At 64.9% G+C, this 25046-nt stretch carries 27 protein-coding genes and 4 tRNA genes; 19 read left to right on the top strand and 12 right to left on the bottom strand.

The genetic code is table 11. The features are described from left to right. Positions 1-7 precede the first annotated feature (7 nt). A complete protein-coding gene (locus H4P35_RS04665; RefSeq protein ID WP_226847664.1) occupies positions 8-1033 on the top strand; it encodes an IS110 family transposase in 1026 nt (341 codons plus the stop codon). A gap of 280 nt (positions 1034-1313) precedes the next feature. Here H4P35_RS04665 and murB read toward each other — a convergent pair whose 3' ends face one another. After that, a complete protein-coding gene (gene murB, locus H4P35_RS04660; protein WP_175156614.1) occupies positions 1314-2357 on the bottom strand; it encodes a UDP-N-acetylmuramate dehydrogenase in 1044 nt (347 codons plus the stop codon). 205 nt (positions 2358-2562) lie between these two features. Between murB and H4P35_RS04655 the strand changes: the two genes are divergently transcribed. The 6 genes from H4P35_RS04655 to H4P35_RS04630 all read left to right on the top strand — a co-directional run bounded on the left by H4P35_RS04655 (position 2563) and on the right by H4P35_RS04630 (position 4336). Continuing rightward, positions 2563-2638, top strand: a tRNA-Gly gene (locus H4P35_RS04655). A 215-nt stretch (positions 2639-2853) separates the two neighbouring features. Then, positions 2854-2929 (top strand) — tRNA-Gly (locus tag H4P35_RS04650). Between the two features lie 162 nt (positions 2930-3091). Beyond that, a tRNA-Gly gene (locus tag H4P35_RS04645) sits at positions 3092-3167 on the top strand. 55 nt (positions 3168-3222) lie between these two features. Further along, positions 3223-3296: transfer RNA gene (locus H4P35_RS04640), tRNA-Cys, on the top strand. Positions 3297-3396: 100 nt separating this feature from the next. Next, positions 3397-3732: a hypothetical protein gene (locus H4P35_RS04635; RefSeq protein ID WP_175156616.1), complete on the top strand. Its 336-nt coding sequence runs from the start codon at positions 3397-3399 to the stop codon at positions 3730-3732. A 4-nt stretch (positions 3733-3736) separates the two neighbouring features. Beyond that, the gene (locus tag H4P35_RS04630; RefSeq protein WP_226848296.1) at positions 3737-4336 is read left to right on the top strand and encodes a DUF2946 family protein; all 600 of its coding nucleotides are present in this window, start codon (positions 3737-3739) and stop codon (positions 4334-4336) included. 10 nt (positions 4337-4346) lie between these two features. Here the strand turns inward: H4P35_RS04630 and H4P35_RS04625 are convergent, their stop codons facing one another. Continuing rightward, the gene (locus tag H4P35_RS04625) at positions 4347-4748 is read right to left on the bottom strand and encodes a DoxX family protein (RefSeq protein WP_062840371.1); all 402 of its coding nucleotides are present in this window, start codon (positions 4746-4748) and stop codon (positions 4347-4349) included. A 131-nt stretch (positions 4749-4879) separates the two neighbouring features. Between H4P35_RS04625 and H4P35_RS04620 the strand changes: the two genes are divergently transcribed. The 5 genes from H4P35_RS04620 (at position 4880) to H4P35_RS04600 (ending at position 9098) form a co-directional block, all read left to right on the top strand. After that, positions 4880-5812: a LysR family transcriptional regulator gene (locus tag H4P35_RS04620; protein ID WP_056321249.1), complete on the top strand. Its 933-nt coding sequence runs from the start codon at positions 4880-4882 to the stop codon at positions 5810-5812. A 10-nt stretch (positions 5813-5822) separates the two neighbouring features. Then, entirely contained in the window at positions 5823-6404 is a 582-nt protein-coding gene (locus tag H4P35_RS04615) for an NUDIX hydrolase (protein ID WP_152383565.1), read from the top strand. Further along, positions 6401-7171, top strand: a complete 771-nt coding sequence (gene aat, locus H4P35_RS04610) for a leucyl/phenylalanyl-tRNA--protein transferase (RefSeq protein ID WP_179691047.1) — start codon at positions 6401-6403, stop codon at positions 7169-7171. The genes H4P35_RS04615 and aat overlap by 4 nt, the downstream gene beginning before the upstream one ends. 82 nt (positions 7172-7253) lie before the next feature. After that, the gene (locus H4P35_RS04605; RefSeq protein ID WP_226848295.1) at positions 7254-7991 is read left to right on the top strand and encodes an arginyltransferase; all 738 of its coding nucleotides are present in this window, start codon (positions 7254-7256) and stop codon (positions 7989-7991) included. 63 nt (positions 7992-8054) lie between these two features. Further along, positions 8055-9098 (top strand): quinone-dependent dihydroorotate dehydrogenase, encoded by a 1044-nt coding sequence (locus H4P35_RS04600; RefSeq protein ID WP_226848294.1) that lies wholly within the window; start codon positions 8055-8057, stop codon positions 9096-9098. 144 nt (positions 9099-9242) lie between these two features. Here H4P35_RS04600 and phaP read toward each other — a convergent pair whose 3' ends face one another. Beyond that, the gene (phaP, locus tag H4P35_RS04595) at positions 9243-9821 is read right to left on the bottom strand and encodes a TIGR01841 family phasin (RefSeq protein ID WP_056321236.1); all 579 of its coding nucleotides are present in this window, start codon (positions 9819-9821) and stop codon (positions 9243-9245) included. Between the two features lie 381 nt (positions 9822-10202). Between phaP and H4P35_RS04590 the strand changes: the two genes are divergently transcribed. Next, complete coding sequence (locus tag H4P35_RS04590) at positions 10203-11180, top strand: tripartite tricarboxylate transporter substrate binding protein BugD (protein ID WP_226848293.1); 978 nt, start codon at positions 10203-10205, stop codon at positions 11178-11180. A 105-nt stretch (positions 11181-11285) separates the two neighbouring features. On the opposite strand, the gene H4P35_RS04585 is transcribed toward H4P35_RS04590, so the two are convergent. The 3 genes from H4P35_RS04585 to H4P35_RS04575 all read right to left on the bottom strand — a co-directional run bounded on the left by H4P35_RS04585 (position 11286) and on the right by H4P35_RS04575 (position 13955). After that, positions 11286-12149, bottom strand: coding sequence for an IclR family transcriptional regulator (locus H4P35_RS04585; protein ID WP_056321230.1), 864 nt, complete (start codon positions 12147-12149; stop codon positions 11286-11288). A gap of 149 nt (positions 12150-12298) precedes the next feature. Beyond that, the gene (locus tag H4P35_RS04580; protein ID WP_142050690.1) at positions 12299-13114 is read right to left on the bottom strand and encodes a molybdopterin-binding protein; all 816 of its coding nucleotides are present in this window, start codon (positions 13112-13114) and stop codon (positions 12299-12301) included. 31 nt (positions 13115-13145) lie between these two features. After that, positions 13146-13955, bottom strand: coding sequence for an EI24 domain-containing protein (locus H4P35_RS04575; RefSeq protein ID WP_152383561.1), 810 nt, complete (start codon positions 13953-13955; stop codon positions 13146-13148). A 63-nt stretch (positions 13956-14018) separates the two neighbouring features. Between H4P35_RS04575 and H4P35_RS04570 the strand changes: the two genes are divergently transcribed. Further along, positions 14019-14402, top strand: coding sequence for a thioredoxin family protein (locus H4P35_RS04570; RefSeq protein ID WP_062840363.1), 384 nt, complete (start codon positions 14019-14021; stop codon positions 14400-14402). Positions 14403-14480: 78 nt separating this feature from the next. On the opposite strand, the gene H4P35_RS04565 is transcribed toward H4P35_RS04570, so the two are convergent. The 3 genes from H4P35_RS04565 to H4P35_RS04555 form a co-directional block, all read right to left on the bottom strand. Continuing rightward, positions 14481-15953, bottom strand: a complete 1473-nt coding sequence (locus H4P35_RS04565; RefSeq protein ID WP_226848292.1) for a DEAD/DEAH box helicase — start codon at positions 15951-15953, stop codon at positions 14481-14483. Between the two features lie 283 nt (positions 15954-16236). Next, the gene (locus H4P35_RS04560) at positions 16237-16572 is read right to left on the bottom strand and encodes an AzlD domain-containing protein (RefSeq protein ID WP_056321218.1); all 336 of its coding nucleotides are present in this window, start codon (positions 16570-16572) and stop codon (positions 16237-16239) included. Then, positions 16569-17318, bottom strand: coding sequence for an AzlC family ABC transporter permease (locus H4P35_RS04555; protein ID WP_062840361.1), 750 nt, complete (start codon positions 17316-17318; stop codon positions 16569-16571). The genes H4P35_RS04560 and H4P35_RS04555 overlap by 4 nt, the downstream gene beginning before the upstream one ends. A 231-nt stretch (positions 17319-17549) precedes the next feature. Between H4P35_RS04555 and H4P35_RS04550 the strand changes: the two genes are divergently transcribed. The 4 genes from H4P35_RS04550 to H4P35_RS04535 all read left to right on the top strand — a co-directional run bounded on the left by H4P35_RS04550 (position 17550) and on the right by H4P35_RS04535 (position 20358). Next, a complete protein-coding gene (locus H4P35_RS04550; RefSeq protein ID WP_062840360.1) occupies positions 17550-18470 on the top strand; it encodes a branched-chain amino acid transaminase in 921 nt (306 codons plus the stop codon). A gap of 89 nt (positions 18471-18559) precedes the next feature. After that, positions 18560-18778, top strand: coding sequence for a zinc-finger domain-containing protein (locus H4P35_RS04545; RefSeq protein ID WP_056321210.1), 219 nt, complete (start codon positions 18560-18562; stop codon positions 18776-18778). Between the two features lie 39 nt (positions 18779-18817). Then, positions 18818-19240: a nuclear transport factor 2 family protein gene (locus H4P35_RS04540; RefSeq protein ID WP_056321209.1), complete on the top strand. Its 423-nt coding sequence runs from the start codon at positions 18818-18820 to the stop codon at positions 19238-19240. 17 nt (positions 19241-19257) lie between these two features. After that, positions 19258-20358 (top strand): YheT family hydrolase, encoded by a 1101-nt coding sequence (locus tag H4P35_RS04535; protein ID WP_062840359.1) that lies wholly within the window; start codon positions 19258-19260, stop codon positions 20356-20358. An 89-nt stretch (positions 20359-20447) separates the two neighbouring features. On the opposite strand, the gene H4P35_RS04530 is transcribed toward H4P35_RS04535, so the two are convergent. Further along, entirely contained in the window at positions 20448-21971 is a 1524-nt protein-coding gene (locus H4P35_RS04530) for a M48 family metalloprotease (protein ID WP_152383559.1), read from the bottom strand. Between the two features lie 56 nt (positions 21972-22027). Here H4P35_RS04530 and galU point away from each other — a divergent pair, with 56 nt between their 5' ends. Next, positions 22028-22879 (top strand): UTP--glucose-1-phosphate uridylyltransferase GalU, encoded by an 852-nt coding sequence (galU, locus tag H4P35_RS04525; RefSeq protein ID WP_056322690.1) that lies wholly within the window; start codon positions 22028-22030, stop codon positions 22877-22879. A gap of 52 nt (positions 22880-22931) precedes the next feature. Here the strand turns inward: galU and H4P35_RS04520 are convergent, their stop codons facing one another. Further along, positions 22932-23804, bottom strand: a complete 873-nt coding sequence (locus H4P35_RS04520) for a cytochrome c oxidase assembly protein (protein ID WP_142050699.1) — start codon at positions 23802-23804, stop codon at positions 22932-22934. A 107-nt stretch (positions 23805-23911) separates the two neighbouring features. Continuing rightward, positions 23912-25015, bottom strand: coding sequence for a porin (locus tag H4P35_RS04515; RefSeq protein WP_226848291.1), 1104 nt, complete (start codon positions 25013-25015; stop codon positions 23912-23914). Positions 25016-25046: the final 31 nt, after the last annotated feature.

The following is a 25046-nucleotide window of genomic DNA, read 5'->3' as shown; positions in this document are numbered from 1 at the left end:
ACCTCTCATGAGCACCGTCACGCTGATTGGCATCGATCTGGGTAAGCATAGCTTCCATCTGCACGGGCAGGATTCTGCCGGCAGGATGGTGTTTCGCAAGAAGTGCTCTCGCCAGCAAGTGTTCACGTTGCTGGGTAATAGCCCGTGCAGCACGGTGGTGATGGAGGCCTGCGCAGGAGCCCATTGGATGGCGCGCCGCATCCAGGCGCTAGGCCACCAACCCAAGCTGATCTCCCCACAGTTCGTGCGCCCTTTCGTGCAGGGCAACAAGAACGACTTTGCCGATGCGCAGGCGATCTGCGAAGCAGCCTCGCGCCCGAGCATGCGGTTCGTGTGCGTGCGCAACGAGGCTCAGCAGACCGTCTCGGCGCTGCACCGCGTCCGAGAGTCGCTGGTGCGCGAGCGCACCGGCGTGATCAACCAAGTCCACGCCTTTTTGCTGGAGTTCGGCATCAGCCTGCCGCGCGGCCAGGCGATCCTGCGGCGCCTGCCAGCGGTGTTGGCCGAGCATGAGCTGCCGCCCCGACTGGCGGCATTGCTTGAACGGCTGCAGGCGCACTTCAAGTATTTGGACGAGCAGATCGGCGAAATCGAACGCGATTTGTGCCAGCAACTGCGCGAGGATGAACGCAGCCAGCGGCTTCTGGAGATCCCCGGCATCGGGCCGATCACCGCGAGCGTGCTGATGACAGAATTGGGCGATGCGCAGCAATTCGGTTCGGCCCGCCAGTTCGCCGCCTCTGTGGGTCTGGTGCCACGCCAATACAGCACTGGCGGTACGCCTAAGCTGCTGGGAATCAGCAAGCGTGGCGACAAGAATCTCAGGCGGCTGTTGGTGCAGGGCGCACGAGCGATCATGCAACGCGTAGAGCGGCGCACGGATCGGCTGGGCGTCTGGGTACGCGAGCTGCTGGCACGACGCCACTCGAACGTGGTGGCCTGCGCGCTGGCCAATAAATTGGCGAGGATAGCCTGGGCCATCCTCGCCAATGGAACGAACTACCGAAGTGAGCAGGTTGTTAGCGCAACCTGACATTCATCACCGTTTTACGCAGTCACTTCCTGGTTTTGCGACGCGAGTACGTGAAGACATAAACGGCTCAACGGCCTGGCAAGAAACCTGGTAAAAAATTCAGCACCTGGATGCTGAGGCCCTTTTGAGGTTTGCCGGGCGCGACTCTCATCATGGAGCGGGGGACCTGTCCCCAAACGACTCCGAATAGATTTGAGCAAAGCCCAATTTACGCCAACACAAACCCGCTTGCAAAAATCGGGCTGACCATAGATTTTTTCATGCCGGAAAGCCTGCCCGGTCACACCACGACCGGCTCGGGCTCCAGGCGCACGCCATAGCGATCGGCCACCGCATCCTGCACCGCGCGCGCCAATCCCATGATGTCTGCGGCGGTGGCGCCCCCGCGATTGACGAGCACGAGCGCCTGGCGGTCATGCACGCCCGCCGCCCCCAGCGCCCTTCCCTTCCAGCCGCACTGATCGATCAGCCAGCCTGCGGCCAGCTTGAAGCGGCCATCAGCCTGCGCGTACGACACCAGGCCAGGAAAGCGCTGCGCCAACGCGTCACGCTGCGCGGCCGGCACGATGGGATTCTTGAAGAAGCTGCCGGCATTACCTGTGACCGCGGGATCGGGCAGCTTGGCGCGCCGGATCTCGCACACCGCATCGAAGACATCGCGCGCGCAGGGCGATGCACCCGACAGCCGCGGATGGCGTTGCAGATCGGGATACGCCAGCACCGGCCGCCACGGCCGCGGCAAGGCAAAGCGCACGCTCACGATGATCCAGCGCCCGGGCGCATCATGCTTGAACACGCTGTCGCGGTACGAGAACCGGCAATCGGCCGCCTGCATTTCCACAAAGCGCGCCTCGCGCACATCCCAGGCCGTCAGGCTGTGAAGGCGTTCCTGCAGCTCGACGCCATAGGCGCCGATGTTCTGCACGGGCGCCGCGCCCACGGTGCCGGGGATCAACGCCAGATTTTCCAGGCCATCCCATCCCTGCGCGACGCAGGCCGACACGAATCCATGCCAGCTCTCGCCGCCTGCCGCTTCGACGATCCACGCGTCCGGCCGCGATTCCAGCAGCCGCACACCTTGGAAGGCCACGCGCGCAACCAGGCCGGGCACTCGCTCGGGCAGCACCACGTTGCTGCCGCCGCCCAGCACGAGCAACGACGGCGCCGTTTGCGCCAGGGCGGACAACGCGGGCAATTGCGCGGGCTCGCGCAGCGCGACGAACGCATCGGCCCGGGATGCCAGTCCCAACGTATTCAGACCAGTGAGGTCCTGCACGGACGGAGACAAGGAATCGGGCGCGGATCCCGCGAAGGAATTTGACATGAGTGCTACGAGGTATGCTATAGTTTCTGTCTTCGCTCAGTTTACTTGATTGAGTGCTTGACCCGATTTACAGCGTAAATCGCAGCCAGCCAGACCGGCTCAGGACAAGCTCAAAAAATCGTGCTAGACTGCGCGCCTTCTGATCGATAACCAAGTTGGTCAGAGTGAATAAGAAAAGCGGTTCTGGGCAGTTTACGGAACCAATGCGGGAGTAGCTCAGTTGGTAGAGCGCAACCTTGCCAAGGTTGAGGTCGCGAGTTCGAGACTCGTCTCCCGCTCCAGATTTTGATCTGCAGCGCTTTTTCAAATCGCTGCAAATCGTTGAAGCAAGGGCCGAAAGGCCCTTTTTTCATGCCTGAAACACCGGGTTCGCCAACGCAGGCGCATCGGCTTGATGGATGAAAAAATTAATGTATACTCTCGCCTCGCTGATCGGCCAGCCGCCAGAATTCTCAAGATTCAAACGGACCCTCAGCGATGCGGTCAGTGTGCAAATGCGGGAGTAGCTCAGTTGGTAGAGCGCAACCTTGCCAAGGTTGAGGTCGCGAGTTCGAGACTCGTCTCCCGCTCCAGATTTCGGTCTGCAGTGCAAAGACCCTTAAAAGCATGTACAATCGCTTTCTTTGCTGAACAGCCCTGATACCAATACAGGCTTTCACTAAAAGCAAATAAAGCAGTGGGAAAGCAGTACCGCAAAGCAGTACGGCAAAGTAGTACAGCAAAGTAGTACCCCCGCGGGAGTAGCTCAGTTGGTAGAGCGCAACCTTGCCAAGGTTGAGGTCGCGAGTTCGAGACTCGTCTCCCGCTCCAAATACAAAGAGGAAGCAACGGCACACACCGCGCTTCCTTTTTTCTTGCAAGTGCTGGCGCAATGGCAGAGTGGTTATGCAGCGGATTGCAAATCCGTGTACGTCGGTTCGATTCCGGCTTGCGCCTCCAGCATCTTTCTCCTTTCCCCCTGCATCTCGTTACCCATCCCTACGCCCGGTTAGCCGGATGATTGTTATGGTGACCCCGTTTTCATTTGAACGATGAGTCCATGCACAACATCCCGGAATCGCACCCGCGCCGCTTTGCTACCCGCCCCGCTTTCCTGAGCCTGTCCGCCGCCGCGTTGATCGCACTTGCGCCCCTTGCCGCGGAGGCTGGCGACAAGCACCATCACCACCGCCACAAGGGTGGCGAGTACAAGGAAAAGTACTGGGATGGCGCCTGTAAGGTCGAGCGCAAGTGGAAGCGCAATGGCGATTACAGCGAAAAGCGCAAATGCCGCGACGACTATGCGTATGGCTACGCGCCGCAGCCCGTGGCCGTGCCTGTGATGCCCGTTCAGCCTGGCATCGTCATCTCGCCCACCATCGTCATCCGCCCGTAACACCATGGATCAATCGGTGAAGGACGCCCTCGCCCGATGGCCCAATGTGCCGGCAGTGTACGGCTGGCTGTCGCTCGATGCGCGCGGGCGTTGGCGCCTTCATCCGCAAGGTCAGGCCAATGAAGGCGGGCCGGGCGAGCCGATCACCAACACGCAAATCCTGGAATTCATCGGCCGCAATTACGACCATGACGATGTGGGCCGCTGGTTTTTCCAGAACGGGCCGCAGCGCGTCTTCGTGCGGCTGGACGCGGCGCCTTATGTATTGCGCCTGGCCGATGACAATCGCGCCCTCGTCACGCATACCGATGCGGCCGTCGGCTCGGTCACCGGGTGGTGGCTGGATGATGCAGGCCGGCTCTTCGCATCCACGCCTCTGGGCGCCGGCATTGTGATGGACCGCGATCTGCAGCCGCTGCTCGAAACCCTGCGGACGGCTGCGGGCGCGTCGCTGATGGACGCGCTGGCCGGCTTGACGCCCGGCCAGTCGATCAGCGTGGCGTGGCCAGGCGTTTATGTGGACGCGCCGCTGCATTCGATTGCGCAGGCGGACGTTGCCGATCGCCTGGCGTTCGACCCCGCGCCGCACGCCGGCGCGGGCTGAAAAAGCGCGTTCAGCGCCGGCCGCTCTTGACCAGGGCGAACTTGCCGTCGCCCAGCAGCGCCAGCACGGCAGCCGCGACGGTCAGGAAGATGGGATATTCCCAGCCGCCGCCCGGGTTGCCGAATCCCCAGCCGTTGCCGAAGTGAACCGTCGACGCCGCGAAGAGCTGCACCACGGCAATGGCGGCCACCCAGCGCGGCACCACGCCCAAAATCAGCAGAATGCCGCCCGCCACCTCAAAGAACGTCACGGGATAGGCCAGCCAGCCGGCAAAGCCGATCTTCGTGAAAAACTGCGCCGTGCCGGGCAGCGTGAAGACCAGCAGCTTGGTCAGGCCGTGGGCCAGGAACATCACGCCCAGCGCCACGCGCAGGAGCAGTGCCGCATACGGCGCGGTACGGGAATCAATCATTGCAGTCATCCTTGTGCAGAAACGGATCGCTCAAAACGGGGCGAACCTTCATGGAGCCGTATTCTTGCGATTCCAAAAACAAAGATAAACATGCAGAATTGCAAATTATTGTTCCTCGATAGGAAACAATCTTGGACACCCACACCGCCATGCAGACCTACGCCAAGGTCGTTGAACTGGGTTCATTCGCGGCGGCCGCCGACAAGATGGGCCAGGCGCGCTCCGTGGTCACGCGGCAGATTGCCTATCTGGAGCAGAAGTACGGCGTTCGCCTGCTCAACCGCACCACCCGCAAGCTGAGCATGACCGATGCCGGGCGCGCCTTCTACGAGCGAGTCCGGCCCATCCTGGCCGAGGTCGCCGACCTGGAACTGTCGCTGCAGGCAGAAGGCCAGCGGCCCAGCGGCCGGTTGCGGGTCAGCGCCCCCGTGTCCTTCGGCATCCTGCATCTGGGACCGGCGATTGCCGAGTACCTGCAGCGCTATCCGGACGTGGTGATCGACCTGGACCTGAACGATCGCGTGGTGGATCTGGTCGAGGACGGCTACGACGTCGCGGTGCGCATCGGACCGCTGGTGGATTCATCACTGGTGGCCAGGCCGCTGGCGCCGCAGCAACTGCTGGTCTGCGCGGCGCCCTCGTACCTGCAACGCCACGGCGCCCCTGCCGTGCCTGAAGACCTGAAGCAGCATCGCTGCCTGCACTACGCCTACGCAAGCACGGGCAACGAATGGCATTTCGAGAAGGATGGCGTGACGCACCTGGTGCGCGTGAATGCGGCGCTGCGGGCCAATAATGGCGACGTGCTGCGCACCGCCGCGCTGGCCGGCCACGGGATCATCCTGCAGCCGGAATTCCTGGTGGGCGACGACATTCGCGCCGGCCGCCTTACCGCCTTGCTGACCGGCTACGCCCACACCCCCATCTCCATGGTCGCCGTCTACCCGCACCGCCGCTTCCTGTCGCCCAAGGTGCGGTCGTTCGTGGAACACCTGGAAGCCCGATTCGGCAGCCCCGCGCCCACGCCGCCGGGACGGCGCGCCACGACTCGCCGCAGCCGTTAGAATCGTACCCATGACCGCCAAATCGCCCCTCGTGTACTTTCCCGCCCCGCGCCGTTCCCTCTTTTGCAGCCAATGCGGCACGCCGGTAAACCGCCGCGTGCCGGAAGGCGACAACCGCGAGCGCGACATCTGCGATCACTGCGGGGCGATCCATTACCAGAATCCTCGGCTGGTGGTCGGCACCGTGCCCGTCTGGGAAAACCGCGTGCTGCTCTGCCTGCGCGCGATCGAGCCGCGCTACAACACGTGGACGCTGCCCGCCGGCTTCATGGAACTGGGCGAGAGCACCGCGCAGGGCGCCGCGCGCGAAACGCTGGAAGAATCCGGCGCCAAGATCCAGCTGGGCGACATCTACACCATCATCGACGTGCCGCAGATCGAGCAGGTGCACGTGTTCTATCTGGCGCAGGCGGTGGGTCCCGAACTGGACCCCGGCCCGGAGAGCCTTGAAGCGCGCTGGTACGACGAAACCGAGATTCCCTGGGACGACCTGGCGTTTCGCACCGTGGCAAGCACCCTGCGCCTGTTTTTCGAGGACCGCAAACGCGGCACCTTCGGTCCTCATCACTACACCCTCGAATCTCACCGTTGAAACTGCCCTGGCTGGCCGCCGACACCCCGTTCCCCCCTGCGGAATTCGCGCTGACGGATCCGGATGGCCTGCTGGCCGCAGGCGCGGATCTGTCCCCGGAACGGCTTACCCAGGCGTATTCCAACGGCATCTTTCCGTGGTACTCGGAAGGCGAACCCGTCCTGTGGTGGAGCCCGGATCCGCGGATGGTGCTGCGCGTGAAGGATTTCGCGCCGTCGCACTCGCTGCGCAAGCTGCTGCGGCAGATCGCCGCGCGCGAGCAAGACCCGGCGCCGAGGGTGCAGGTGCGGGTCGACACCGTGTTTGCGCAGGTCATGGCGGCCTGCGCCGCGCCGCGAGACGGACAGCCGGGCACGTGGATCACGGCGGCCATGCAAGAGGCTTACCGCCAGTGGCATGAGGCCGGGGTCGTGCACAGTATCGAGACCTGGATCGACGGCGAGTTGGCGGGCGGCCTGTACGGCATCAGCCTGGGCCGCATGTTCTTTGGCGAATCCATGTTCACCCGTGTCCCGAACGCCTCCAAGATCGCGTTGGCGCATCTGGTTCGCTACCTGGAGGCGCAGGGCGTCGAGTGGATCGACTGCCAGCAGCAGACGCGCCACCTGGCCAGCATGGGCGCACGCCCCCTGCCGCGCGAACGCTTTCTGCGGCATGTCCGCCAGGCCACGATGCAACCCGGCATCGCGTGGTCCCGCGGCAGGTTGGATACGCAGGGAACGCTGCATCCGGACACACCCGAGGGGACGGATTGCCGCCCGAGTTAAGCGTTAATATGGAGCGATTCCTGTCCCGGGCCCGCCGCCCTCAAGGGATATTCCATGCGACAGCGCCAATGAGCCAGCTCCCATGAGCCAGCTGAAAGAACTTCCCTTCTCCACGCTGCAGTTCTATGCAACCGCTCCCTACCCGTGCAGTTATCTGCCGGGTCGCCAGGCCCGGTCGCAGGTTGCCGCGCCCGGCCATCTGATCAACGCGGGCACGTATTCGCAACTGGTGGAACAGGGCTTTCGCCGCAGCGGACTCTTTACCTATCGTCCCCATTGCGACAACTGCCAGGCCTGTATCCCCGTGCGCGTGGACGCGGCCGCCTTCGCCCCCAATCGCAGCCAGCGCCGCGCGTGGCGCAATCATCAGCGCCTGCAGTCGTTCGTGGCCGAACTTGCATGGTCGCCCGAGCACTACCGGCTCTACACGCGCTACCAGCAGGGCCGGCATCCGGGCGGCGGCATGGACGAAGACAGCCGCACCCAGTACGCGCAGTTCCTGCTCACCAGCCGCGTCAACACTCGGCTGGTCGAGTTCCGGAGCGCCGAAGGGGTGCTGGTGATGGTGTCCATCATCGACGTGCTGGACGATGGCCTGTCCTCGGTCTACACGTTTTATGACCCGGACATTGCTGACGGCCTGGGCACCTACAGCATCCTCTGGCAGGTCGAACAGTGCCGCGCACTGAACCTGCCCTGGCTCTATCTGGGGTACTGGATCGCGGACAGCCGGAAAATGTCCTATAAATCGGCCTTCCGTCCGGCGCAGTTCCTGGTCGATGGGCAATGGCGCGACACGCCCGAGCGACCGCCCGCCTGAATCGGCCTTGCGGTGGGTCCATGAGCGGCGGGGACACATCAAATCGCTCTACAATTCCGCCCCATGTCTATCCTCTTTCACGCCTACCCCCTGGCCCGCCCGGCGCTGTTCGCCATGGACGCGGAAACCGCCCACGAAGTCACCTTGTCGGGCCTGCAGCGCGCCTATGAATGCGGCGCCACGCGCAAGCTCATGCACGCGCAACCCAAGGCGCCCTGCATGCTGATGGGGATGCAGATGGCCAACCCGATCGGGCTGGCCGCCGGCCTGGACAAGAACGGCGCCTATATCGACGCGCTGGGCAATCTGGGCTTCGGCTTCATCGAGGTCGGCACGGTCACGCCGCGCGCGCAGCCGGGCAACCCCAAGCCCCGCATGTTCCGCCTGCCGCGCGCCAATGCGCTGATCAACCGGCTGGGCTTCAACAACCAGGGACTGGAAGCGTTCCTGGCCAATGTGCAACGCAGCACGTGGCGCAAGCAGGGCGGGATCCTGGGCCTGAACATCGGCAAGAACGCGGATACCCCCATCGAACGCGCGGCCGACGACTACCTGATCGGTCTGGACGGGGTGTACCCGCATGCCGACTACGTCACCGTGAACATCTCGTCGCCCAACACCAAGAATCTGCGCGCGCTGCAAAGCGGCGACGAGCTCTCTGCCCTGCTCGGGCAGTTGGCCGACAAGCGCCGCGCGTTGGAAGACCAGCACCAGCGCCGGGTGCCGATGGCCGTGAAGATTGCGCCGGACCTGACGCAGGAGCAGATCGACGCCATCGCCGAGATCCTGCCGCGCCACGGCATCGACGGCGTCATCGCCACCAACACCACGCTGTCGCGCGACGCGGTGCAAGGCCAGGCCCACGCGCAAGAAGCAGGCGGCCTGTCCGGCGCGCCCGTGCATGAATTGTCGCTGGCGGTGATCCGCCGCCTGAAGGAGCGGCTGGGCAATAGCCTTGCCATCATCGGCGTGGGCGGCGTGCTGTCTGGCCAGCAAGCCCGCGAAAAGATGGACGCCGGCGCCGACGCGGTGCAGCTCTACACGGGCCTGATCTACCGCGGCCCGGGGCTGGTCGGCGAATGCGTGCGCGCCGTGGCGCGCCGCTGACCGCGGAACCTGCCCGGCAAACCTGCCCCACAAAACACAGGCAAAAAAAAGGGGCCACCCTGTGGGTGGCCCTAATTCCAGCTCTGCTCTGTCACTCAACAGTACTACATTACTGCGATTCGCGCAGCACCGCGCGCCAAATACTTAGGCGCTGCGGCGGCTGCGGCTGGCGACCTTGGTGGCGGCATCGGCAGCGTCCGTGGCAGCCTTGAAGGTCGCGTTGGCGGCGGCATTCAGGTTCGACTCGGCGACTTCGGCGGCCTGCTTGGCGGCCTTGGTCATCGAATCGTAGGCGCTGGTCGCGGTGGCCAGCGAGGACTTGATCAGGGCGACGGCGCTTTCGGAACCGGTCGGGGCGTTCTTGGAGAACTGGTCGACGGCTTCGCTCAGCTGCTGCTGGCTTTCGGCGATCTGTTCTTCGGTCAGCTTGACCAGGCTGCCTTGCACGCCGGCAACGATGTCATACACGTGCTTGGTGTAGGCCAGGGCCTTTTCGGCGCCCGGTTGCAGCAGGCCGGTGGCAAACGCGGCGGCTTCCTGGGGATCCTTCACTTCGGAAGCTTGCTGCGACTTCTGGGCGACTTCGTCCAGGGTGGCCTTCACGACCTTCAGGTTCAGTTCGACCAGCTTTTCAAAGCCGGCGAAAACGGCGGACTGGGCAGCCACGATGGTGTTGATGCTGGCCTTTTGGCGGTCCAGGACTTGTTGCGGGATTGCGCTCATAGAATGCTCCTCTCAGGGTAGCCGGAGGCTGTCCGGCAATAAGGATGGTTGTCTGCGACGAAATAAGAAACGTGCGCGGAAACTGGTACTACAAGCTACCGCCGGCCCGTTTGATGCACTGCACAATTGCCATTCTAGACTCGGTAAAAAACTTGTCAAGCGCTTTTTGTGCGGCGCAACAAGTGTTTGCACTTTATCGGTGCGGCGCCTTGCCCGGCTTGATTGCGCTCAATCATTTCCCCGAACTCGGGAAATACCGGACATGACGCGGTATCAATTCTTTTCTACACTGCTTTCACGCTGATGACAGACAAATACCAAATACATGTCAGCGGTTGATAACTAAATCGCAGCAAGCAAAACCCTGCAATCGGAGACCTCATGACCCTAATCCCCCGCACGCTTTCGGCCCTGCTCGCGGCCGGTGCCATGTTCGCGGCCGGCGCCGCGCACGCGGAATACCCGGAACGCCCCATCAACATGGTGGTGCCGTTCGCTGCAGGCGGCCCGACCGACAACGTCGCCCGCTCTCTCGCGGAAGCCATGCGCACCAGCCTGGGCCAAACGGTCGTGGTCGAAAACAAGGGCGGCGCCGGCGGCACCATCGGCACGACCCAGGTCGCCCGCGCGCAGCCGGACGGCTATTCCATCCTGTTGATGCACGCCGGCTTCTCGACCGCGCCTTCGCTCTACAAGAATCCGGGGTACGACCCCTTCACCAGCTTCGAACCGATCGGTCTGGTGGTCGACGTGCCGATGACGATCGTCGCGCGCTCGGACTTCCCGCCCAACAACATCGCCGAGCTGGCGGACTACGTCAAAAAGAACAAGGACAAGGTGTCGCTGGCCAACGCGGGCATCGGCGCGGCCAGCCACCTGTGCGGCACCATGCTGGTGGAAGCGCTTGGCGTTCAACTGCTGACGATCCCGTACAAGGGCACCGCGCCCGCCATGAACGACCTGCTGGGCAAGCAGGTCGACCTGATGTGCGACCAGACCACCAACACGACGCAACAGATCGAGGGCGGCAAGGTGAAGGCCTACGCCGTGACCAGCCTGCAGCGCGTCCCCACCCTGCCCAAGCTGCCGACCATGGACGAATCCGGCTACAAGGGCTTCGAAGTGGGCATCTGGCATGGCATGTGGGTGCCGAAGGGCACGCCCAAGCCCGTCGTGGACAAGCTGGTCAAGAGCCTGCAGGCAGGCCTGGCCGATCCCAAGTTCCAGGAGCGCATGAAGCAGCTGGGCGCCACCGTGCTGACTTCGGAAGCCAATCCCGACGCGCTGACCGCCAAGGTCAAGCAGCAAGTCCCGCAATGGGCCGAGCTGTTCAAGAAGGCCGGCATCGAAAAGCAATAAGCGCAGCCCATGGGGCCGTCCACGACCGTGGCGGCCTCGGGCGGCAATGCCGGAAAAACGAAAGCTCCCTTGCGGGGGCTTTTGTATTTGGGGCCAGGCACTGCGCTACGGGCGCATCGCTTCGGCCGCCATGCCCAGGCCGTTGAAGCCGGTGGAAACCGACGGCTCGTAGCCCAAGGCCTCGGAAATGCTGGCAGCCGTATCGACCAGCGCCTTGATCCAGTCGTCCTGCAAGCGTTCGGCCGGCGCGGAAATGGACAGCCCCGCCACCAGTTTTCCGGTGTCATCGAAGATGCCCGCGGCGATGCAGCGCACCCCGAGTTCGAGTTCTTCGTTGTCGCGCGCATAGCCATGGCGGCGCACCAGGGCGAGTTCGCGTTCGAGCTTGTCCAGATCGGTCAGGCTGTTGCGCGTGTGGCCGGCAAGCCCCGTGCGCAGCGCATAAGCCCGCACCTGACGCGTGTCGCCCGTGGACAGGAACAGCTTGCCGGTGGAGGTCAGGTGCAGCGGCGCGCGGCCGCCGATGGCCCGCACCACCTGCATGCCGGAGCGTTCGCTCCAGGCGCGGTCGATATAGACGATCTCGTCGCCCTGCTGGACGGAAAGATTGATCGTCTGCCCCGTCAGCTTGTGAAGCGACCGCATGGCGGGAATGGCGGCCTCGCGCACGTTCAGGCGCCCCTTCACCAGCGAGCCCAGCTCCAGGAGGCGCATGCCAAGCTGATACAGGCCGTTGTCGACCCGCTCGACGTAGCGGCCCACCACGAGGTCATTCAGGATGCGGTGCGCGGTGGACGCGTGCAGGCCGGTGGTTGCCGACAGCTCTTTGAGCGTGACCGGATCGGGCTGCGCGGCCAGGGCGTCGAGCAGCCGCATGGCGCGTTCGATGACCTGAATGGCGATCGGATGAGCGGACGCGCCTTCGGTTTCGGCGTCCAGGGGATTGCGGGGCGTTGGAAGACGGGCCATGGAAGATTTGGGCTGGCGCCGCCGCGCACGGGGGTGCGTTGCGGCACTGCAGCAAACGGTTCTTTCCCGTATTGTGAAATTTACGAGCCGGTTTTGCAATCAGAATTTGAGCGGTCCTTGCAACCGGCGGTGTCCCGCCGGCCCCGCGGTCAGGCGGCCGCCGGGGGCGCCAGCTTGCCGCCCAGGCGCAGCACTTCCGCCCGCAAAAACTCCAGCGCCTCGGCCGCTGCCTCGGGATCGCCCTTCACGCCGAGCTCGATGTGGGGCATTCCGCCCGCCTCGCCGACGCTGGGCAGGCTGAAGGCGCGCACGCCGGGCCAGCGGGATTCCACGCTGACCATCGACGGCGTGATGCGTGATTCCGGCATGCTGAAAACCAGGAACGAGTGTTCGGCGTGAACGCGCACATGCTGCAGCGCACGATAGCGCGTGTCCAGGGTCCATTCCAGCATCGGCCACGCCATGACGGGAAAGCCCGGCACGAAGGTGTGGTCCTTGATGAAGAAGCCGGGGATCCGGTTGTAAGGGTTGGGAACGATCTCGCAGCCCTCGGGGAACATGCCCATCTGCAGGCGCTGCTGATTTTCGGGCGCGCTCATGTCGGCGGTGCCTTGGCCTTTCTCGGCCATTTCCCGGGTGCGCAGCGCGATGGCGGCTTCGGCTTCCGGGTGCAGCGCCAGCGGCAGGCCCAGCGCGGCGGCCGCGGCCTGGCGGGTATGGTCGTCCGGCGTGCCGCCGATGCCGCCGCACGAAAACACGACGTCGCCAGTGGCGAAGCTGCGCTTGTAGGCGTCCACCAGGCGGTCGCGCTCGTCAGGCAGGAATTCGGCCCAGCTCAGGTGCATGCCGCGCGCGCCCAGCATCTCGACGATCTTGGAAAAATGCTTGTCCTGACGTCGTCCCGACAGGATTTCATCGCCGACGATGATGAGACCGATACGGCGGGCGGTGGATTCTGCAGCCATGTCCAATTCCAAAGGTGAGAAATGACGCCGGTCAGACGTCGATGACGCGGTCCTGCCGCAGGCGCTTCAGAGCTTCCAGGCCGTAATGCGCATAGACCAGGGCGGAAAACACCGGCAGGATAATCCACGCGGGCGGCAGCAGGTTCAAGAGCGAGCAAATCAGGCCGATGCTCCAGAAGCCGCCGTTGTTCCGTTCCAGGATCAGCTTGCGTTCCTCCGGGCTGGCGTGTTCGACGATGGCGTCCACGCGCATCATGCGCGAGAACGCAAAGGCCCACCAGAAGATCGACAGCACCACGGCCATGGGCGGCACCAGCCAGAGGGGCAGCGTCAACACCCAGCCGGCGGCAAAGGCGGCGGACACCCACACCGCGTTCCACACACTGACCGCCGTCGAATACTTGCCGCGGCGGGCGACGGAGGAATATTCACGCTGGCCGACGTGGCGCAACACCAGCGGCATGACGAACACGGCGGCGATGGCCAACCCCAGGATGCCGGACACCGGCAGCAGGATGGCTGCGGCGATGACGGGTATCAGCCAGATCTTGAGCGAGAACAGGCCCACCGCGACCAGCCATTCGTCAACGCGATTGACGACATCCCAGTGCGAGACCTCGGCGCGCAGCCAGTCGGTCAGGGGCGTCCAGAAAAACCAGAGCAGCAGGATCGCGCCAACCAGCGCGATCAGAAAGGGCAGCAACACCGCGAACAGCATGGTCGGGTGGCACTGCGACACCAGCGCGCGCTTGAACGCCTGGCCCACGCTTACCGCGCCCGCGCCGGCGCCGGACAGGCGGCCGTTCCCGGGGGTGGGAGGATCAGTACGCAGAGCGGTCATGGCAGTCGAAGTGAGGGGTGAACAACCCGGGTATCATAGTCAAACCCGCCCCGATCCGCTCACATGTCACTGCTCACCCCCGGTACCGATCTTGCCCCGCTGCGCGCGCGGCTGGACGCCACACCCGGCGCCTGGCTCATCGCCTGCTTCTGCGCCGCCTGGTGCGACACCTGCGAAGAATACAAGCCCAAGCTGCAAGCCTTGGCCGACGCAATGCCGCAGCATGTCTTTGCGTGGATCGACATCGAGGACCACGCCGAACTGCTGGGCGACGTGGACGTCGAAAACTTCCCGACCCTGATGGTGCAGATCGGCGATCGCGTCGTGTTCTACGGCCCCATGCTGCCGCATATCGGCCATCTGGAGCGTCTTCTGGCAAGCCTGAACGCGGAGAGCGCGGCGGTGAACACCGCCCTGCCCGATCTGCCCCGGATGCTGGCCGCCTGACGCGCGTCGCCCCCAACAAAAAACCCGCAACGTCGGCTGGCCTTGCGGGTTTTTTCATGGGCCGGAACCCGATTGCGATCAGGGCTTGCGGCTGCCGCCAAGCAGAACGGCCAATTGGCGCTTGGGCGCGGACGACGGCGTGGCGTTGCCGCGCGATTCCTGTTCTTCGGCCGGCGCGACGGGCGCCGAGGGCTCGTAGGGCTTGAAGAAGAAGTCGTCCACGGGCTGGCGCGAGCCGCCGGAATGGTGACTGGAACGGCGCTCGGAAGAACGGCCCCGGTCGCCGCGGCTTTCGCGGCCGCCTTCGCGCCCTTCGCGCGAATGCGAGCTGCTGTCGCTGCGGCGATGGCTGCGCGCGATCAGGTCGGCCGGCACGTCGAGCGTGCCGCGCGGCACTTCGCGCTTGATGAGCTTCTCGATGTCGAGCAGGAAGCGCTCTTCGTCGGAGGTAAACAGCGCAATGGCTTCGCCCGATGCGCCCGCGCGGCCGGTACGGCCGATGCGGTGCACGTAGTCTTCGGCGTTGTACGGCAGGTCGTAGTTGATGACGCAGGGCACGCCGGCCACATCCAGGCCACGCGCCGCCACGTCGGTGGCGACCAGCACTTCGAGTTCGCCGGCCTTGAAGGCCTCAAGGGCCTTCATGCGGTCGGCCTGGGTCTTGTCGCCGTGGATCGATTCGGCCTTGACGCCATCACGTTCCAGGTCGCGCGCCAGGCGTGCGGTGCCGATCTTGGTGTTCGAGAAGACGATGACCTGATTGAGGCCGCGCGACTTCACCAGATGCACGACGGCGGCGCGCTTGGCGTCGCTGGTCATCTTGTAGGCGATCTGCGTGATGGTCGTGGCGGTGGCGTTGCGCGCCGCCACTTCGATTTCGACGGGGTGGTTCAGGTACGACCGGCCCAGCTTGCGGATCTCGTTGCTGAAAGTGGCCGAGAACAAAAGGCCCTGACGCTGCGCGGGCAGCAGGCGGATGATGCGTTCCAGATCGGGCAGGAAGCCCATGTCGAGCATGCGGTCCGCTTCGTCCAGCACCAGGATGCCGACCTGGCTGAGGTTCACGTTCTTCTGTTCAACGTGATCGAGCAGACGGCCCGGCGTGGCAACCAGCACTTCGCAGCCGCGGCGCAGCGCTTCCTTTTGCGGACCGATATCCACGCCGCCGAACACCACGGCCGAGCGCAGCGGCGTCTTCTTGCTGTAGCGCTTGACGCTCTCGAAGACCTGGTCCGCGAGTTCGCGCGTGGGCGCCAGGATCAGCGCGCGCACCGGATGCCGGGCGGGCGAAGCGCTGGTGTTGGCCAGCGGCATGAGGCGATGCAGGATCGGGACCGTGAACGCCGCCGTCTTGCCGGTGCCGGTCTGGGCAGCGCCCATGACGTCGCGGCCCGACACCACCACGGGAATGGCTTGCGCCTGGATGGGCGTCGGGGTGGTGTAGCCGGTTTCGGCGATGGACTGCAACAACAGGGGGTGCAACCCGAAATCGTCGAACGTCGGCGCGGGCGCGTCAGCGGTGGGTGCTACGGTTTGAGTGGATTCAGTCATCAGGGTTAGGCAAGTACCGGGACCAGTGAAAAAGAACAAAACGAGAGTGCTGCATGCACTGCACTACATAAGCATCGGGGCAACCATGCTGGAGTCGATACTTATGTGGGCAGTACCAGGCCCGGATTGCTGTGGATTGATGAATTTTAGCGCAGCCGCCTTACCACACGGTCAAACGGCCCCTTCAAGGGCCGGTTAGCCGCGCGTTCAAAGCGCCCGCCGGGGCGAAAAAGACACTGCGAGCGTCCATCAGGTGGACATATCGGCGGGCAAATCGTGGCCGTCAGCCGGCCAGCCAGCGCAAACCCCAGAGCACCAGCATGCCAACCACGATGACCAATACGGCGCTGCGGGTGCGCAGAAAGACCAGAATGGCGACCAGTCCGGCGACCAGCTTGTAATCGAACACGGGGCCGAGTCCCGCTTTCCAGGGCAGCAGATCCGGGACCACGATGGCGGTGAGCGCGGCGGCGGGCGCATAGCGCAAGGCACGCCGCACATTGTCGGACAACGGAATGTAGTCGCCAAACAGCATGAAGCCGGCCCGCGTCAGGACGCTGCACAGCGCGAGCAGCAGAATGGCGGAATAGACGTAGAGTTCCCAGGACCAATTCGTCATGGACGCGCCTTGAAGAAGCGTTCGGCCCACATGCCGGCGATGACGCCGGAGATGACCGCCGCGGCCAGTCCCAGGCGCAAGGGCATGGCTTGCCCCACCCAGGCGACGACGCCGGCCGCCAGCATGGACACCAGCATGGGCTTGGAGCTGGCCAGCGGCACCGTGATGGCCAGCAGCGCCAGCACGGCGGCGAAATCCAGGGACCAATTGGTCGGCACCTGGGCGCCCAGATAAATCCCGATGATCGACGAGGACTGCCAGACCAGCCAGCCCGGCACGATGGAGCCCAGGAAGAACCAGAGCTGCTCGCGCGTGCCGCGCTCGACCGAGTCGCCAAAGCGCGGCATGAAGAGCACGAAGCCCATGTCGGTCGTGAAATAGCCGAGTCCCAGGCGCTTGGGCCAGGACAGATGGCGGAAGTACGGTTGCAAGGCCGCGCCGAAGATGATGAAACGCAGGTTGACCACGCAGCCGGCGGCGAAGATCAGCCACAGCGGCGCGCCCGCCGCGATCAGGGGCAACGAGGTGAGCTGTGCCGAGCCGGCGTACAGCAGCAGCGTCATGGCGAGCGCCATGGATTCGGTCAGTCCGGACTTGACCATGGCCACGCCGGTTACCAGACCCCAGGTCGCGGTGGCGATGAGGGCGGGCACGATGGCGTGGACGCCGGCGCGAAAGGCGGTCAGGCGTTCCTGGCGAACCAGGCCTGGGTCTTCGGATTCAGGAAGCGCGGATTCAGAGGACAACGGCTGGCCCCTGGCGATGCAGACAGGACGACATGGAAACTCTATGGAATGAACACGCGACGGCCCGTTCGCCCGCCGGCATCATGCTGCAAGGCCGTTGGCCCCAGACCGGTGCGCGAATAGGCGCGTATTGTAACCTCGCTGCTTGATACAATAGCGCCCTCAAGATTCTTGACCCCTTGGGGCCTGGCGCGCGGCGGCAGGTCTGGCGCGCACTGTGTGGAGAAGACCATGTCGATGGCTGACCGCGACGGTTTCATCTGGTATGACGGCAAGCTCGTTCCATGGCGAGACGCGACCACGCATGTCCTGACGCACTCGCTGCACTACGGGCTGTCCGTGTTCGAAGGCGTGCGCGCCTATCGCTCCACGCTCGGCACCGCCATCTTCCGCCTCGAAGACCACACCAACCGGCTCTTCAATTCGGCGCACATCTACCAGATCCCCATGCCGTTCGATCGCGACACGATCAACGAAGCCCAACGGATGGTCGTGCGCGAAAACCAGCTGGAATCCGGCTACCTGCGTCCCCTCGTGTTCTATGGCCCCGAAAAAATGGGCGTGTCGCCCAAGGGCGCGCGGGTGCACGTGGCCATCGCGGCCTGGCCGTGGGGCGCGTACCTGGGCGAAGAGGCGCTGTCCAACGGCATCCGCGTGAAGGTGTCGTCGTTCGCGCGCCAGCATGTGAATGTCACCATGCCGCGCGCCAAGGTCGCCACCACGTACGCCAACTCCATCCTCGCCAACACCGAAGCCCTGCAGGACGGCTACGACGAGGCCCTGCTGCTGGACACCGACGGCTTTGTCGCCGAAGGCTCCGGCGAGAACCTGTTCATCGTCAAGGACGGGGTGCTCTGCGAGCCCGAGATCGCCTCGGCGCTGACGGGCATCACCCGCTCCACCATTCACGCCCTGGCGGCAGACCTGGGCCTGCGCGTGTTGACCAAGCGCCTGACGCGCGACGACGTCTACATCGCGGACGAGGCCTTCTTCACCGGCACGGCCGCCGAAGTCACGCCCATCCGCGAAGTCGACAACCGTCGGATCGGCTCGGGCCGGCGCGGTCCAATCACCGAACAATTGCAGAACGCGTTTTTTGACGTGGTGAATGGCCGCAACCCGAAGTACCATCACTGGCTAAGTAAAGTCTGATTTTCAATTCTGATTGGCGCGCTTTTGCCCAGCAAGACCGCATCATTGTTTCAACCTGCCGTTCATCGGTTCTTTTTTCAGGAATATTCATGACCGCTGCTGCCCCGGCCGCCGTCTCCCGCGCTCACGAAGTCATCGAGGTCGGCGCTGAAGACCTGCCCGTGTTCTGTCCCGGCCCCAAGGCCCCGCTCTGGAGCATGCACCCCCGCGTCTTCCTGGATGTGGCCCGCACGGGTTCCGCAAGCTGCGCCTACTGTGGCGCCGAGTACCGCCTGAAGGCGGGCACGGTGCTGCACGGCCACCACTGACCTCGCCGCCCCACAACACGCTTAACCGTTTCAGCAGCCATGTTCGCCACGCCCGAAGAAGCAGAACACGCGTTCTACGAAGCCCTTGAGCAGGCGGACGCCGTCCGCCTGATGCAGGTCTGGGCCGACGACGAGGAAGTCGTATGCATCCATCCGGGAGGCCTGCGCGTCGTCGGTCATTCCGCGGTGCACGAGTCCTGGCAACAGGTGCTGTCCAACGGTCCGCTGCATGTGCGTCCGCTGCGCCCGCTCGTCATGCTCAGCATGATGTGCGCGGTGCACGTCCTGGTCGAACAGGTGGCGGTGCGCACGCGTGAGGGCACGCAGTTCGCCAACTGCTACGCCACCAACATCTACCACAAGGGCCCCACCGGCTGGCGCATGGTCATGCACCATGCCTCGCAGGCGCCCTCGGAAGCCGGGGTGCTCGACCTGCACGACGTGCCCGACATGCTTCATTGACCCGGGTGGATTCCCAGTTGGCCCCTGCTCGTCTTGATACAACGCCCTGCCCCGTCCCGCCCTGGCTTCCCGGGGGCGACAGCCAGACGGTCTACGCCGCCCTGTTCGCGCAGTATCACCGCATCGCGTTCGTGCGCGACCGCGTCGACACGCCGGACACGGACTTCGTCGATTTCGACTGGACCGGCCCTGGGCTGTTTCCGCACAAGGCCGCCGACGGCGCGCCGGTAAGCGGGCAACGCCCGGTCGGCAACGGCAAGACCGCCGCGGCACGCTGGATGACGGACGCCGACTGGAAGTCGCTGCCGCAAACCCCCGACACCCCTGCCCTGATCCTGTTCCACGGCCTGGAAGGCGGCAGCAACAGCCGCTATGCGCAGTCCATCGCGCATTACTTCCGGGCACGCGGCTGGATCGTGGTGATCGCGCACTTTCGGGGTTGCTCGGGTGTGCCCAACCGGCTGGCCCGCGCGTATTACTCCGGCGACTCGGCCGAAGTCGGCTTCCTGCTGAACACCGTGCGCCAGCGCATTCCGCACGCGCGCTGGCACGCCGTCGGCGTGTCATTGGGTGGCAATGCGCTCCTGAAGTATCTGGGAGAACACCAGGAAGACACCACCTGGCTGACCGCCTGCGCCGGCGTGTCGGCGCCGATGGATCTGGTTGCCTGCGGCAAGACGCTGTCGACCGGCATCTTCAACCGGCGCGTCTACACGGCGCACTTCCTGAAGACGCTCAAGCACAAGGTGCTGGAAAAAGCGCATCGTTTTCCCGGTTCCATCGATGTCATGCGGATCGCGCACGCGCACGACCTGCGCGAATTCGACGACACCTACACCGCGCCGATGCACGGCTTTCGCAATGCGCTGGATTACTGGACGCGCGCGTCCAGCAAGCCCTGGCTGCCGAAGATCGCCGTGCCGACGCTGGTGCTCAATGCGCGCAACGACCCGTTCATCCCGGCCGCCTCGCTGCCCAAGCCGGAAGACTGCGCGCCGGGCATCCTGCTGCATCAACCTTCTGATGGCGGGCACGCGGGCTTTCCCACGGGCAGCTTTCCGGGGCACCTGAACTGGCTGCCCCAGCGCCTGGGACGGTTCTTCGAAACCGGGCTGTAAAAGCTGCGGCCAGCTCAGTAGGTGTCTGACACCCGCGAGAGCCAACCGCGGGCTTGCGACGCTGCCTCAGGGGTGTCAGACACTTTGTATCAACCTGACTTGAAGCGCTCGAGCAGCCGGCGCTCTTCGGCCAGCTTGTCCTTGACTTCCTTGATCTGCACGTCGATCTGCGACTGCTCGTAGAAGTCGTTGGACAGGCCGCGCGCCTGTTGCAGCTGCGACTCCGCGGCGGCGTACGCACCCGTCATGACGTAGTAGCGGGCCAGGTCGCGGCGCGCCTGCACCGGCTTGCCGTTGCGCTCTTCGCTTTGCGCCAGCATCTGATACAGGCTCGGTTCGTCGCTGCCCCACTGCTTGATCTTCTCGCGCAGGTAATCCTGCGCCTCGGCATGCCGGCCGTTCGCCTGCAGCGCCTGGGCGTAGGCAATGCCCAGCGCGCGATGATCGGGATAGCGCTTGGTGCCCGCCTGGGCAAGCGACATCGCCTGCGGATAATCCTTGCGCGCCAGCGCGATATCCACGGCAAGCTTTGCCAGCTGCGGCGAACTGCGGCCATTGGCGGAAGCCAGGTTCCAGTAGCGCTCCGCTTCCGGCAGGTTGTTGCGCTGGAAGTTCTGCAGGGCCAGCCCGTAATACGCGGCGGACTGCCGCACGCCCGAAAGGGCCTGGGCCTCGTCCTGCAACTGCTGGCCGGCCGTGCGCAGGCCAACCGTGTCGCGGCCCTGCACCACGCGCATCTTGGCACGGATGTACCAGAAGTCGTCGCTGTCCAGATGCCGCGAGGCCGGCAGCGCGCGGGCGCGGTTCTGCACGTCCGACATACGCTCGATCGACAGCGGGTGGGTGCTGGCCCAAGAGCCGCCCCCCGCGCCTTCGTTCAGGCGCGATGCGTTCATCAGGCGCGCGAACATCTGAGACATGCCGTCGGCGTCGTAGCCAGCCTTCGTCAGCATCTGCAAGCCAGCGCGGTCGGCCTCGCGTTCCGCGTCGCGCGAAAATCCTAGCTGGCGGTTGATGGCCGCCGCCTGCCCGAAGGCGGCCACGCCCATCGACAGGTTGCCGCCGCCGCCCGCCAACGCCGCCAGCAGCGCGCCCGCCAGGCTGGCAAGCATCAGCATGCCGTTCTGGTTCTGCTGGGTCATGCCGCGCGCAATGTGGCGCTGCACGACGTGTCCGATTTCGTGGGCCACCACGGCGGCCAGCTCGGATTCGCTGGCCGACGACACGATCAGGCCCGTATTGATCCCGATGAAGCCGCCCGGCATCGCGAACGCGTTGATCTCGGGATCCCGCACGCCGAACATCTCGACCTCGGGCACGCCGCCCGGCGCGAACGCCGCAAGCTTGCGCCCCATCGTCGTGAGGTACTGGCTGAGTTCGGAATCATCGATATAGGAAGGGTCGCGGCGGCCCTGCGACATGATCGCTTCACCCAGCGTGCGCTCCAGCATGGGCGACAGGTCGGACGACGAGGCGGCGCCCATGGAAGGCAGCCCGACCGGCTGCGCCCATGCCGTGACGGGAGCAACGGGCATGGCGAGCGCCGCGCAAAGGCTCGCTATCGCGCTCCGTTTCGCAATCGAGCAAATGGATGGCATTTTCCTGCGGTTCATAAGCCTATGATAGCGATGAGCTTAAAATGTTTCATCGAATCCTCAACGAGGTCTCAATGCGTCCCGTCCGTAAAGCCGTTTTCCCTGTCGCCGGCATGGGCACCCGCTTCCTGCCCGCCACCAAGGCGATGCCCAAGGAAATGCTGCCCGTGGTCGACAAGCCCCTCATTCAGTACGCGGTGGAAGAAGCCGTCGCCGCGGGGATTACCGATCTCATATTCGTGACTGGCCGAAACAAGCGCGCCATCGAAGATCATTTCGACTCCGCGCCCGAGCTGGAATCCGACCTGGAAAGCAAGGGCAAGCATGAACTGCTGGCGATGGTGCGGGGCATTCTACCCGCGCACGTCAATTGCCTCTATATTCGCCAATCGGCCCCGCTGGGCCTGGGCCATGCCGTGCTGTCGGCCGCCCCCGCCGTGGGCGACGAGCCCTTTGCGGTCCTGCTGGCCGACGACCTGATCGACGCCGATACGCCCGCGATGAAGCAGCTGGTGGACGTCGCCGTGGCGCGCAACGCCAGCGTGCTGGGTGTGCAGGACGTGCCGCGCGCCGACACCCGCAAGTACGGCATCGTGGCCACGCACACGGGCGACACGCAGGCGGATGGCCGCACGGAACGCGTCACGCATATCGTTGAAAAGCCGGATCCCGAAGCGGCGCCGTCGACGCTGGCCGTGGTGGGCCGCTACGTGCTGGAAGCGGCGATCTTCGACCATCTGCGCTCGACCAAGATGGGTGCGGGCAATGAAATCCAGTTAACCGACGGCATCGCCTCGCTGATGCGCGAGCGCGAGGTCTATGCGCACCGCTTCGATGGCGTGCGCTACGACTGCGGCAACAAGGCGGGGATGTTCCAGGCCACCGTGGCGCTGGGCAAGAAGTATCACGGCCTGCTGCCGGAGTGACCGGCGCGGCCTGGCGGGAATGGGCACATCAGTGCCGCGTTCACCGCCGGGTTCAGGAAGACAGCGCCGCGCCCGACTTGGCGCGTGCGCGCGCATCGCGGTCCGCCTTGCGCAGCCGCCCCTTGGCCGACAGGCGCATCAGCGTGCCCAACGCCACCATCAGCCCGATCACCTCAACGAGCGCAGCGGGAATCCACATGGTCAGCCCGCCGATCGTCTGATCGGTTTGCGCCGACATGGCGATCGCCCGCCCGCATAGCTCAAAGAGCGGATAGATGTCGCTTTCCGTGAAAGCGATGACGGCGCCCGCCACCATTTGCGGCAGCATGGTCGCCACGGGCGAAATGACCCGTCCGCCCGGCGACATGGCCGCGGGGGGCGCGGGACGGCGGTCCAGGATCAGGTTCCAGTACATGAACCCGCTGATCACGACCGACCAGTTCATGAGGCGGTAAAGACGCCAGTCGAGCATCGAGTAGAACTGCACCGACGGAATCAGCCAGATCAGCACCAGGAACACGAAAAGCGCCGGCACGAAGATCTTGTGGGTCAGCACCGCCACCGTGGCCCGGCCCGTGCCGGTGCGCAGGAAATCGCGCAGCCGCAAACGCCACCGCATCGGCAAACCCGCCCGCATCACCTGCCCCGGGAAGGCCGCCATGACGAGCAGCGGCCCAAGATGGTGCAGCACCAGATGCTGGATGCGATGGATGAAGAACATGCGCTCGGCGTAGTAGTCGAGCCGGGTGTGCAGGGACAGGTACAGGAGGACCATCCCCGTCCAGAAAAGGATCTGGCGCGCGCGCGTGACGTGGTGGACCCGCTGGCCGCGTACGAACAGCACGATGGCCACCAGGAAGGAAGCCACCAGCGTGGGAGAGAACTCCCAGGGTACGAGCCATTCGAGACTATCCATGCGTGCCATCCGAGAAACGACGCGAAGACAAGGGCCGGCGCCCGGCGCCGTCTTTCGGCGATTGTAGTAGACCCCGCCATCGCGCGCTGCCGGGCGCCTGCCCGGGCTGGAACGTGTCAGAAACGGTGTGTCACGCCCGTGCCGATGCGCGTGGTGTGGGCGTTGCCGGGGTCGAACTGGTTATCCAGCGTGTAGTTCGACGCGTAGCCCGCGAAGGCATAGAGCGTCGTGCGCGGGGACAGGTCGTAGGTATAGCCCAGCGTCGCAACCTGCGCATTGCGCGCCGTCATGCCATTGTCCCAACGCCAATCGGGCCGGGCCAGCGACCATTGCACCAGGACGGCGCCCGGCCCGGCCGGAACACTGACCCCGACCAGCCAGGCGTCGACCGTGCCGCCCTGCACGAAGGCCGCGGGTCCCAACCCGAGGCCCAGTCCGTCGGGGTCGCCGCCGTCCAGTCCCACGTAACCGTTGCGCTGGCGCGACCAGGCAAGAGACACCTTGACCACCTCGAAGTCGTACGAGGCGCCCACCTGGAATGCCTGCGGACGCCCGCCCGCCTGCGCGGGCGGGGTAGCCAGGCGCAATTGCTCCCAGGTGGCCACGGCCAGGAGCGGCCCGTCCTCATACTTCAGGCCGAGACTGATCGCACGAGTGTTCTGGTTGGTGCGAAATTGGTCCTGGCCATCCGCGTCGAAGGCATAGCCGACCCCGGCCTGGAACCCCTGCCATTGCGGGGAATACCAGTTCACCATGTTGCTGAATTGGTAATTGTCGGACGCCTTGAAGGTCGCCCCCATGCCCATGTCTTTCCACGAGGCGATCTCAAGCGCGTTGCCATAGGTCTGGCCGACCGTGTACTGGCGGCCAAGGCGCAGGTCGCCGTAGCTGGCATGGGCCAAGCCGATCCAGGCGCCATAGTTGAAGAGCCGGCTGCTGTCGGCCGCGGTGCCGCTGGACGGGTCAAAGCCGCTTTCAAGCTGGAAACTGGCGGTCCACCCGGAGCCCAGGCCTTCCGTCCCCTGCAGGCCCCACAGCGAGTCCGTCAGGCCGCCGTTCAGCAGGCCGCTCTGGCTGCCCTGCCCCGACACCCGGGTCACGGCAACGCCGGCGTCCACAATGCCGTACAGCTGCACGCTGGTGCCGCCATCCGCAGCCACCGCCGCGCAGGAGGGCATCAGGCCGGCCGCCGCCAAGGCGGCGAAAAATGCAATTCTCATGATCTTTCCTTGCGTTGGCGGCGGGCGCGGA

Source organism: Achromobacter sp. 77, assembly GCF_020541125.1.
In the GTDB taxonomy this organism is placed as follows: domain Bacteria; phylum Pseudomonadota; class Gammaproteobacteria; order Burkholderiales; family Burkholderiaceae_B; genus Achromobacter; species Achromobacter mucicolens.
This window is presented reverse-complemented; position numbering and strand designations above follow the sequence as displayed.

Bases quoted from the DNA above. Each gene is read 5' to 3' on its own strand.
- H4P35_RS04665 (WP_226847664.1), top strand. From the start codon at position 8: ATGAGCACCGTCACGCTGATTGGCATCGATCTGGGTAAGCATAGCTTC.
- murB (WP_175156614.1), bottom strand. From the start codon at position 2,357: ATGTCAAATTCCTTCGCGGGATCCGCGCCCGATTCCTTGTCTCCGTCC.
- H4P35_RS04635 (WP_175156616.1), top strand. From the start codon at position 3,397: ATGCACAACATCCCGGAATCGCACCCGCGCCGCTTTGCTACCCGCCCC.
- H4P35_RS04630 (WP_226848296.1), top strand. From the start codon at position 3,737: ATGGATCAATCGGTGAAGGACGCCCTCGCCCGATGGCCCAATGTGCCG.
- H4P35_RS04625 (WP_062840371.1), bottom strand. From the start codon at position 4,748: ATGATTGATTCCCGTACCGCGCCGTATGCGGCACTGCTCCTGCGCGTG.
- H4P35_RS04615 (WP_152383565.1), top strand. From the start codon at position 5,823: ATGACCGCCAAATCGCCCCTCGTGTACTTTCCCGCCCCGCGCCGTTCC.
- H4P35_RS04605 (WP_226848295.1), top strand. From the start codon at position 7,254: ATGAGCCAGCTGAAAGAACTTCCCTTCTCCACGCTGCAGTTCTATGCA.
- H4P35_RS04600 (WP_226848294.1), top strand. From the start codon at position 8,055: ATGTCTATCCTCTTTCACGCCTACCCCCTGGCCCGCCCGGCGCTGTTC.
- phaP (WP_056321236.1), bottom strand. From the start codon at position 9,821: ATGAGCGCAATCCCGCAACAAGTCCTGGACCGCCAAAAGGCCAGCATC.
- H4P35_RS04590 (WP_226848293.1), top strand. From the start codon at position 10,203: ATGACCCTAATCCCCCGCACGCTTTCGGCCCTGCTCGCGGCCGGTGCC.
- H4P35_RS04585 (WP_056321230.1), bottom strand. From the start codon at position 12,149: ATGGCCCGTCTTCCAACGCCCCGCAATCCCCTGGACGCCGAAACCGAA.
- H4P35_RS04580 (WP_142050690.1), bottom strand. From the start codon at position 13,114: ATGGCTGCAGAATCCACCGCCCGCCGTATCGGTCTCATCATCGTCGGC.
- H4P35_RS04575 (WP_152383561.1), bottom strand. From the start codon at position 13,955: ATGACCGCTCTGCGTACTGATCCTCCCACCCCCGGGAACGGCCGCCTG.
- H4P35_RS04570 (WP_062840363.1), top strand. From the start codon at position 14,019: ATGTCACTGCTCACCCCCGGTACCGATCTTGCCCCGCTGCGCGCGCGG.
- H4P35_RS04565 (WP_226848292.1), bottom strand. From the start codon at position 15,953: ATGACTGAATCCACTCAAACCGTAGCACCCACCGCTGACGCGCCCGCG.
- H4P35_RS04560 (WP_056321218.1), bottom strand. From the start codon at position 16,572: ATGACGAATTGGTCCTGGGAACTCTACGTCTATTCCGCCATTCTGCTG.
- H4P35_RS04550 (WP_062840360.1), top strand. From the start codon at position 17,550: ATGTCGATGGCTGACCGCGACGGTTTCATCTGGTATGACGGCAAGCTC.
- H4P35_RS04545 (WP_056321210.1), top strand. From the start codon at position 18,560: ATGACCGCTGCTGCCCCGGCCGCCGTCTCCCGCGCTCACGAAGTCATC.
- H4P35_RS04540 (WP_056321209.1), top strand. From the start codon at position 18,818: ATGTTCGCCACGCCCGAAGAAGCAGAACACGCGTTCTACGAAGCCCTT.
- H4P35_RS04530 (WP_152383559.1), bottom strand. From the start codon at position 21,971: ATGAACCGCAGGAAAATGCCATCCATTTGCTCGATTGCGAAACGGAGC.
- galU (WP_056322690.1), top strand. From the start codon at position 22,028: ATGCGTCCCGTCCGTAAAGCCGTTTTCCCTGTCGCCGGCATGGGCACC.
- H4P35_RS04520 (WP_142050699.1), bottom strand. From the start codon at position 23,804: ATGGCACGCATGGATAGTCTCGAATGGCTCGTACCCTGGGAGTTCTCT.
- H4P35_RS04515 (WP_226848291.1), bottom strand. From the start codon at position 25,015: ATGAGAATTGCATTTTTCGCCGCCTTGGCGGCGGCCGGCCTGATGCCC.